Raw genomic sequence first — 7621 nt, 5'->3', positions numbered from 1 at the left:
CGGGGCGCTCGTCCCGGCGGTGTTCGCCGCGCGGGCGGGCGCGTCCATCCTGGCCGGACGGGACGCGGCGACGGCCTTCGCCACGGCGCGGGGCCGCTCCGCGGGGGTCACGCGGATCGCGGGGCCCGGCGGTGCGGGGGTCGCACTGAGCGCCACGCTACTGAGCCCGCTGCCCGCGCTCTGGGGGCTCCTCGCGTTGTACGTCGCCTGCGCGGTGCTCACGTGCACGACGTACGCACGCCGGAGCCCGGACCGGAGCCGGGGAGCCCGGCGGCCGGCCCCGTACGGGCTGAGGTAGACGGCGGGGCGGCCGAGCGGGCTGCCCTTGAATCCGCCGCCACGGCGCGCAACCACCGCGGCGCGGACCGGCGGTGCCGCACTCCGCCCAGGCCGGAACGGCACCGCCGACATCCGCCATCGTGGCTGATCACCGCCGCGGCGGAGGGATTGGCCCCGGCCCGGACACCCCGTGCTCTCCCGCGGGTCAAGGACGCCCCGCGCCCTTGAAACCGCCGCCACGGCGCGGACCGGCGGTGCCGCACTCCGCCCAGGCCGGAACGGCACCGCCGACATCCGCCATCGTGGCTGATCACCGCCGCGGCGGAGGGATTGGCCCCGGCCCGGACACCCCGTGCTCTCCCGCCGGTCAAGGACGCCCCGCGCCCTTGAAACCGCCGCCACGGCGCGGACCGGCGGTGCCGCACACCCCTCAGGCCCGCACGGCACCGCCGACATCCGCCATCGTGGCTCATCACCACCGCGGCGGAGGGATTGGTCCCGGCCCGGACACCCCGTACTCTCCCGCGGGTCAAGGACGCCCCGCGCCCTTGAAACCACCACGGCGCGGACCGGCCGTGCCGCACACCGCTCACGCGGGAACGGCACCGCCGACATCCACCATCGTGGCTCATCACCACCGCGGCGGAGGGATTGGTCCCGGCCCGGACACCCCGTGCTCTCCCACGGGTCAAGGACGCCCCGCGCCCTTGAAACCGCCGCCACGGCGCGGACCGGCGGTGCCGCACACCCCTCAGGCCCGCACGGCACCGCCGGCATCCGCCATCGTGGCTGATCACCGCCGCGGCGGAGAGGGACGGTGCCGGCGCCATCAGAGAGGACGCCCCGCGTCCGCCGTCGTCGCACGGCGCAGTTCGTCGTGGAGGCGGGGCGTGTCCCGGGCGTGGCCGTGGGCGGACACGTAACCGTCCGGGCGGATGAGGTAGTAGCCCGGGCGGCGGCAGCGCGTGGCGGGGGCCACCGCCGCCGGGTCCAGCCGCACCGAGCGCACCCCGCGCCGCCCCGCAGCCACCGCGGCCGCCTCCTCGGCCCACGCCGTCCCCGCCCCGGGGCGTACGGCCAGGAGCAGTACCCACCCGGCCCCGTCCACCACGCCCCGCGGGAACAGCTCCCCCGCCCGCACCCCGCCGCACGGCCGCCCCGGCCCCTGCGTGCGCCGCTGCGACCGGTAGGCGAGGCGGTGGCCGGCCATCACCGGGGCGTAGAAGCGGGTGACCGCGCCCGTGCGGTCCAGGAGCCGGAAGGCGGCGTCGCGGGCCGCGACCCGTACGCGCCCGTTCACCATCCACGCCCTCGTCTGCACGTCCGTGTCCCGGACGATCCGCCGCGCGGCCTCTTCCCGTTCGGGCTCGTAGCCGTCCAGCAGGGACGCCGGGGAGTCCCCGTGCAGGACCGCGGCGAGTTTCCAGGCGAGGTTGTGCGCGTCCTGGAGGCCGTTGTTCATGCCCTGGCCGCCCGCGGGGCTGTGCACGTGGGCGGCGTCGCCGAGCAGGAAGACGCGGCCGCGCCGCAGCACGGCCGCGCGCCGTGCGTGGACGCGGAAGGCGGCGTGGTGGACCGGTTCCGTGATCCGTACGCCCCGCGGCCCGCGCGTGTCGATCAGTTCCTGCATGTCCGCGATGCCCGGCACCGGCGCCCCCGCGGGCAGCGCGGTCAGCACGCGGAAGACTTCTCCCGGCATCGGCACGATCACGAGCGTGCCCGACGGCGCCTGGTAGTAGCGGATTTCGCCGGAGGGCAGGGCGGCGTCTCCCACCCGCGTGTCCAGCACCGCGAACGTCATCGGATAGGTGCTCCCTGTGAAGCCCGTGCCCAGCCGTTCCCGCACCGTGCTCCGCGCTCCGTCCGCGCCCAGGAGGTACGGCGTCCGGGCGCGTTCCGTCCGCCCGTCGGCGTGGCGCAGCGCCACCGTCACGCCGCCGTCCGCCGGTGCGAAGTCCACGAGCCGCACGCCGCGTTCGACCGTGCCGCCGAGCTCGTGCAGCCGGCGCGTGAGGAGCGCCTCCGTCTCGTACTGCGGCAGGTTCCGTGCCGCGCACCACGCCGGGAAGGCGAAGGCCGCCAGCGGCCGCCCGCCGGTGAAGTAGCGGTAGCCGTCGATGCGTACGGACGCGGCCCGGACGTCGTCGCCGATGCCGAGGTCGTCGAGGATGGCGAGGGCGCGGGGCCAGAGGGACAGGGCCCGCGGGGCCGGCGCGGGGGCCGGAGCCTGGTCGACGAGGCGCACGGGGACGCCCCGGCGCAGGAGTTCGCAGGCGGCCAGGAGCCCGGTGGGGCCGGCGCCGGCGACGAGGACCGCGGGACCTCGGCCGGAGCCGGCGTCGTCAGGTCCCGGCACTGCCCAGGCTCCGGGCGAGTTCGAGGCGCCGCACCTTCATCGTGGCGGTGCGGGGCAGCGCGGACAGCGGCAGCTGTACGGGGCGGGCGAGCTGGGGCCAGTCGGCGGTGGCGGCCGTCCAGCGGGAGTGGTCGAGCGGGGTGTCTCCGCGGGTGCAGACCACGGGGACGGGCTCCCGGCGCGGGCCCGGCACGAGGACGACCTCGGCGAGTTCGGGCAGCCGGTCCATCAGCCGGTCCTCGACGTCGAGGGTGGAGCCGATCTGCGGGATGACGTCGACCTCGCGGTCGAGGAGGTGCAGGCAGCCGGACCGGGTGCGGTAGCCGACGTCGCCGGTGCGCCACCACCCGTCGTCCAGCTGGCGTGCGAAGCGCTCGGGTTCGGCGTGGTAACCGGTGGCCCGGCCCGCGGCCCGCACTTCGATGGCGCCGGGGCGCTCCCGCGTCGCGCGGCGCCCGCCGGGGGCGGCGAGGCGCACGCGGACGCCGGGCAGCGGGCGGCCCAGGCAGCGGCCGTCGGCGCGGTGGGCGGTGCGCCGTGTGTACCAGCGGCCGGTCAGGGGGCCGCACTCGCTCTGCCCGTAGAACTGGAAGAACAGGGGCGCCCGGCGGCCGGAGGCGAGCAGCAGCCTGCGCATGGTGGGCGGGTGGAGGGCGTCGAAGGTGGAGCTGAAGTACCGGACGGAGGCGAGGGGCCGGCGCGGGTCGTCCGCCAGTTCCTCCCACGCCATGAACGAGTTGGGGTGGGTCTCGACGAAGCCGGGGCGCGTACGGGCGAACAGGTCGGCGACGCGCGCCGGTTCGGGGTCGCCGACGATGACGAGCGGCATGCCCTTGGGCAGGGCGACGGCGAGCGCCAGGTACATCCGCGAGTGGACGGGGCTGAGGTGGGCCGCGTACGTCTCGGGCGTACGGATCAGGGCGGCGAGCCTGCGCTGCGGCGCGTACCGCCCGTGCAGGCTCGCCGCCGTGTGCACCACCAGTTTGGGGAGGCCGGTGGTGCCGGAGGTGTGGGTCATCAGCGCGGGGCGGTCCGGGTGCGGGAGGACCGGGGCGCGGCGCGGGGCGCCGGCCAGTGCCGCGAGGGGGGTGCAGCCGGGGCGGGCGGGGCCGGTGGTGAGGACGGTGGCGGCGACGTCCGGCAGGGCGAGGGGCGCGAGGCACGTGCGCAGCTTGTCGTCGTCGGTGACGAGGTGCGGCCGGTCCAGGCGGCGCAGGAGCGCGCCGGCCGTGGCCCCGTCCAGCTCCGGGGAGAGCAGGACGGGAACGGCGCCGATGCGGGCGGCCGCGCAGGCCAGGAGGTAGGTGTCGAAGTTGGCGGCCTTGTGGACGGCGACGTGCTCGGTGGGGTGCACGCCCGCCGCCCGCAGCCGGGCGGCGAGGTCGTCCACGTGGCCGGCGAGCCCGGCGTAGGTCAGGCGGCGGCCGGTGCCGGGCAGGGCGTCGAGGTCGTGGTCGAGGGTGATGGTGACGTCGCCGTGCCGGGCCGCGGCCTGTTCGGGGACGAGGCCGAGGCGGAGGGCGTTGCGGTGGTCCTCACGAGGAGTGCGGCGGGGAGCGTTCATGGGAGCTCCGCGACGCGCTGCTGCAGCAGGGCCGCGTCCTGCGCGCCGAGCCTGATGCCGAACGTGCCACGCAGGACGTGCACGACCTCGTCGGGAGCGAGCTCGGTGCGCAGGAGGCGGCCGTCGGCGTAGCGGGCGGTGAGGGTGCGGTCGGTGAGCGTGTGGCGGACGTGGTCGTCGCCGCGCTGGACGACCACCCGGTCCGTGAAGGGCGACCGGGGGTGGTGGGAGGTCCAGTAGTGGGCGGACTCGAAGTCGTCGGGGGCGTGGTGCTCCGGGCGGAAGGCGTAGACGTCGAACCAGCCGTCCGGGTGCAGGGAGCGCAGGGCCCACTGCTCGGGGGCGGGGCCGGCCGGCGGTTCGAGGTCCAGGCGCCAGGTCCAGTCGCCGGTGGTCACGGTGGCGCCGGGGGCCAGCGGTACGGGTTCGAGGGGGCCTTCGTCGCCGAAGCCGGCGTCACAGAGCCAGGGGCGGCCGTCCGCCTCGGCCACCAGGATCGCGTGTGAGCGGCGGCGGACGCGGGTGCTGCCGCGGCGGACGCGGGCGAGGTGGCGGACGACGGGGAAGCCGAGGCGTTCGAGGACGGCGGCGAAGAGGAGGTTCTGCTCGAAGCAGTAGCCGCCGCGGCCGGCGTGGACGATCTTCCGCTGGAGCGCGGCCGTGTCGAGGGGCATGTCCCGGCCGAGCAGGACGTCGAGGTTCTCGAAGCTGACGGCGGCGGTGTGGGCGCGCTGCAGGGTGCGCAGGGTCGCGGCGGTGGGCGGGAGGGACTGGCGGCCGGGGAGGCGGACGCGGGCGAGGTAGGCGTCGAGGTCGAGGGGGGTGGTGTCCCAGGTGGGGGCGGGTACGGGTGTGGTTCCGCTTCCGGCTGCGGCTCCGGGGGCGACTGCGGCTGCGGCTGCCGCTGGTGCGGACAGCCCGTCAAGGCCGTGGACGACGGCGGTGTTCGGCATGGGCCGTACGCTCCTTCCTTTCGTACGTGTCGTACGTGTCGTACGTGCGGGTGTCGCTTCGCGGTGACGGCCCCGTACGGCGCGCGGTGTCGCTGCACGGGGCTCCGGCTGCGCCACACGGGATGTACGGGATGTACGGGATGTACGGGATGTGCAGCCGCGCGGCGGACGTTTCGCCGCATGACGGTCCGGTCCGGTCGTACGGCACCGCCGGCCAGCCGCACCGTGGTGTCTGCCGTTGCGGCGGATGGATGCGCTTCGCCGCAACGGCGGACTACCGCCCGGCGCGTGCCGGATGCCGGATGCATACCGGACCGCCGAGGGGGTGAACGGACCGGCTCCACACCATCCTGCGCCGCCCCGCGCACCCGCGCCCACCGCCCGCCCGGCAGTCCGTCAGCCCGCCGGGCGTTCCGTCACGTCCGGCCGGGCACCTGACACAGCGGCCCGCCGTCCGGGGCGCGTGCGCAAGGGGCCGATCTACCCTCGGACCGTCCGGCAGGGCCGGCGGGCCGGCGCCGTTCGCCGCGGCCCCCGCCCCCGTACCGGGACCTCCGACGCAGAAGCGGGGACCGACATGACCAAGGTGGTACTGATCTCGGGCAGCCTGCGCGCCGCATCGGTGAACTCGGCGGCGCTCAGGGCGGTCCGGCGCATCATCGAGCAGGCCCGCCCGGCCGCTTCGGCGGTCTCCCTGCCGATCGGCCGGCTGCCGTTCTACAACGGCGACGTCGAATCCGCGGGGACGACGCCGGCCGTGGCCGTCGCCCGCGCCCTCGTCGCGGACGCCGACGCCCTGGTGATCAGCACGCCCTGCTACAACGGCGCGGTGCCCGGCGTGCTGAAGAACGCCCTCGACTGGCTCTCCCGTCCGGACGGGGCGAGCTCGCTCACCGGGCGGGTCGCCGCCGTCCTGAGCGCCTCGCCGGGCGGCCGGGGCGGGATCGACGCCCAGCCGGCGCTGCTGGACCTGCTGGACAGCTGCGGGGCGATCACGGTGGAGCACCCGCCCGTCGCCATCCGCGGGGCGCACCAACGGCTGGACGGGGCGGGCGAGATGACCGATCCGGAGACGGTCGCGGCGCTGCGGGAGCTGGTGGACGCCACGTTCGAGGCGGTGGCCATCATGGCCGAGCAGCGCCGGTCGGTGCTCGGGACGCCTGAGCCGCCCCGGGCTCCGCGAACTCCCCGGCCGCCTCAGGCTGTTCCGTCGCCGGCCGCCGGCCCCTGGTCGAGGGCAAGCGTCACCCTGTCCAGGAGCTGATGCCAGGCGTCGTTCAGCTCCTTGAGCGCCTCGGTCTCCAGGCGCGAGGCCAGTTCGCCGTGGTCGATGCCGAACCACTGCAGGTGTCCGAGCAGGCGCCGCGCGGCGGCGTACGTGCCGGGGCCGGGGCCGGGCCCGGCGGGCGCTTCCCCCGCGGTCTCCTGGACGCCGGGGAGTCCCCGGGCCTTCAGTCCGCCCAGCCCGTCCGGTCCGTTCAGCCCGTCCAGTTCCTCCAGCGTCCCCTCCGTCACCGCCGTGACCGTGCCCCGGGTCAGCAGCGGCGCCGCGTACCGCGTGGGCAGGAGCCCGGAGGCGCCGGGTTCCGGCACGGTGGTCGCGGTCCACAGCAGCCGCTGGGGGCGGGCGCCGCGGGCGGCCAGCGCGTGCCACCGCGGTTCGCCGAGCATCCGCTCGTACTGCTCGTGGACGTGCCGGGCGGCCGCGACGGCGACGGCGCCCCGCATGGCCCGGGCCTCCAGCGTGCCCTCGCGGTCGAGGAGGGCGTCGGCGGCGGTGTCGATGCGGCTGACGGGGAACGAGGCGACCGACGCGAGGGAGGCGAGGTGCCGGCCCGCGGCGCGGGCCCGCTCCAGCCCTTCCGTGTAGGCGTCCCAGGCCTGGCGGTGGCGCGCCGCGGACAGGACGAGCGTCGCGCTCGCGTTGATGCCCTCGGCCAGGCACGCGCTGAGGGCCGTGAGGCCGGCCGCCGTGGCCGGGATGCCGAGCACGGCGTTGCGGCGGTCGACGGCCCGCCACAGCGTACGAGCCTCGGCGAGGGTGGCCGCGGCGTCGTGGGCGAGCCGCGGGTCGAGGGTCACGCAGACGAGCCCGTCGACGCCGGCGGTCGCCTCGTGGACGGGCCGCAGGATGTCGCAGGCCCACCGGATGTCGTGGACCGCGAGGGCTTTGAGGGCCCGTTCGGCGGGGACGCCGCGCTCGGCGAGGTCGCCGAGCTGCCCGGTGTAGCAGGAGCCGCCGGCCAGTGAGCGGGCGAGGAAGGCCGGGTCGGAGATGACGCCGGCGATGCGGCCCTGCCGGGCCAGGGCCGCGAGCCTGCCGCTCGCGAGCCGCTGCCGGCTGAGGCCGTCGAGCCAGACGGAGACGCCGGCCGTGACCCGCGGGTGGGGAGCCGCGGCCGGGGTGGGGGCCCGGGTGGCGGCCGGGGTGGACGCCCGCCCCGCGGGCCCCAGGGGACCTGCCGGCCC

At 76.8% G+C, this 7621-nt stretch carries 6 protein-coding genes; 1 reads left to right on the top strand and 5 read right to left on the bottom strand.

Annotated elements, in window-relative coordinates:
• The 4 genes from B7P34_RS37860 to B7P34_RS34175 form a co-directional block, all read right to left on the bottom strand.
• The coding region (locus tag B7P34_RS37860; protein ID WP_223268531.1) for a hypothetical protein at positions 1–222 on the bottom strand (222 nt) is incomplete at its 3' end.
• A gap of 886 nt (positions 223–1108) precedes the next feature.
• Complete coding sequence (locus B7P34_RS34185; RefSeq protein ID WP_106682044.1) at positions 1109–2635, bottom strand: FAD-dependent monooxygenase; 1527 nt, start codon at positions 2633–2635, stop codon at positions 1109–1111.
• A complete protein-coding gene (locus tag B7P34_RS34180; RefSeq protein ID WP_106682043.1) occupies positions 2622–4199 on the bottom strand; it encodes a class I adenylate-forming enzyme family protein in 1578 nt (525 codons plus the stop codon). Before B7P34_RS34180 ends, B7P34_RS34185 begins: the two co-directional genes overlap by 14 nt.
• The gene (locus B7P34_RS34175) at positions 4196–5152 is read right to left on the bottom strand and encodes an arylamine N-acetyltransferase family protein (RefSeq protein WP_106682042.1); all 957 of its coding nucleotides are present in this window, start codon (positions 5150–5152) and stop codon (positions 4196–4198) included. Before B7P34_RS34175 ends, B7P34_RS34180 begins: the two co-directional genes overlap by 4 nt.
• 577 nt (positions 5153–5729) lie before the next feature.
• Between B7P34_RS34175 and B7P34_RS34170 the strand changes: the two genes are divergently transcribed.
• Positions 5730–6416, top strand: a complete 687-nt coding sequence (locus tag B7P34_RS34170; protein ID WP_189383266.1) for an NADPH-dependent FMN reductase — start codon at positions 5730–5732, stop codon at positions 6414–6416.
• On the opposite strand, the gene B7P34_RS34165 is transcribed toward B7P34_RS34170, so the two are convergent.
• Positions 6350–7621 (bottom strand): transaldolase family protein (locus B7P34_RS34165; RefSeq protein WP_106682040.1); only part of this gene is annotated, 1272 nt, incomplete at its 5' end. The genes B7P34_RS34170 and B7P34_RS34165 overlap by 67 nt on opposite strands.

Source organism: Streptosporangium nondiastaticum, assembly GCF_003011965.1.
Classification (GTDB): Bacteria; Actinomycetota; Actinomycetes; order Streptomycetales; family Streptomycetaceae; genus Streptomyces; species Streptomyces nondiastaticus.
The sequence above is the reverse complement of the archived record's forward strand: the minus strand, read 5'-3'. Positions and strand labels throughout refer to the sequence as shown.

Bases quoted from the DNA above. Each gene is read 5' to 3' on its own strand.
- B7P34_RS34180 (WP_106682043.1), bottom strand. From the start codon at position 4,199: ATGAACGCTCCCCGCCGCACTCCTCGTGAGGACCACCGCAACGCCCTC.
- B7P34_RS34175 (WP_106682042.1), bottom strand. From the start codon at position 5,152: ATGCCGAACACCGCCGTCGTCCACGGCCTTGACGGGCTGTCCGCACCA.
- B7P34_RS34170 (WP_189383266.1), top strand. From the start codon at position 5,730: ATGACCAAGGTGGTACTGATCTCGGGCAGCCTGCGCGCCGCATCGGTG.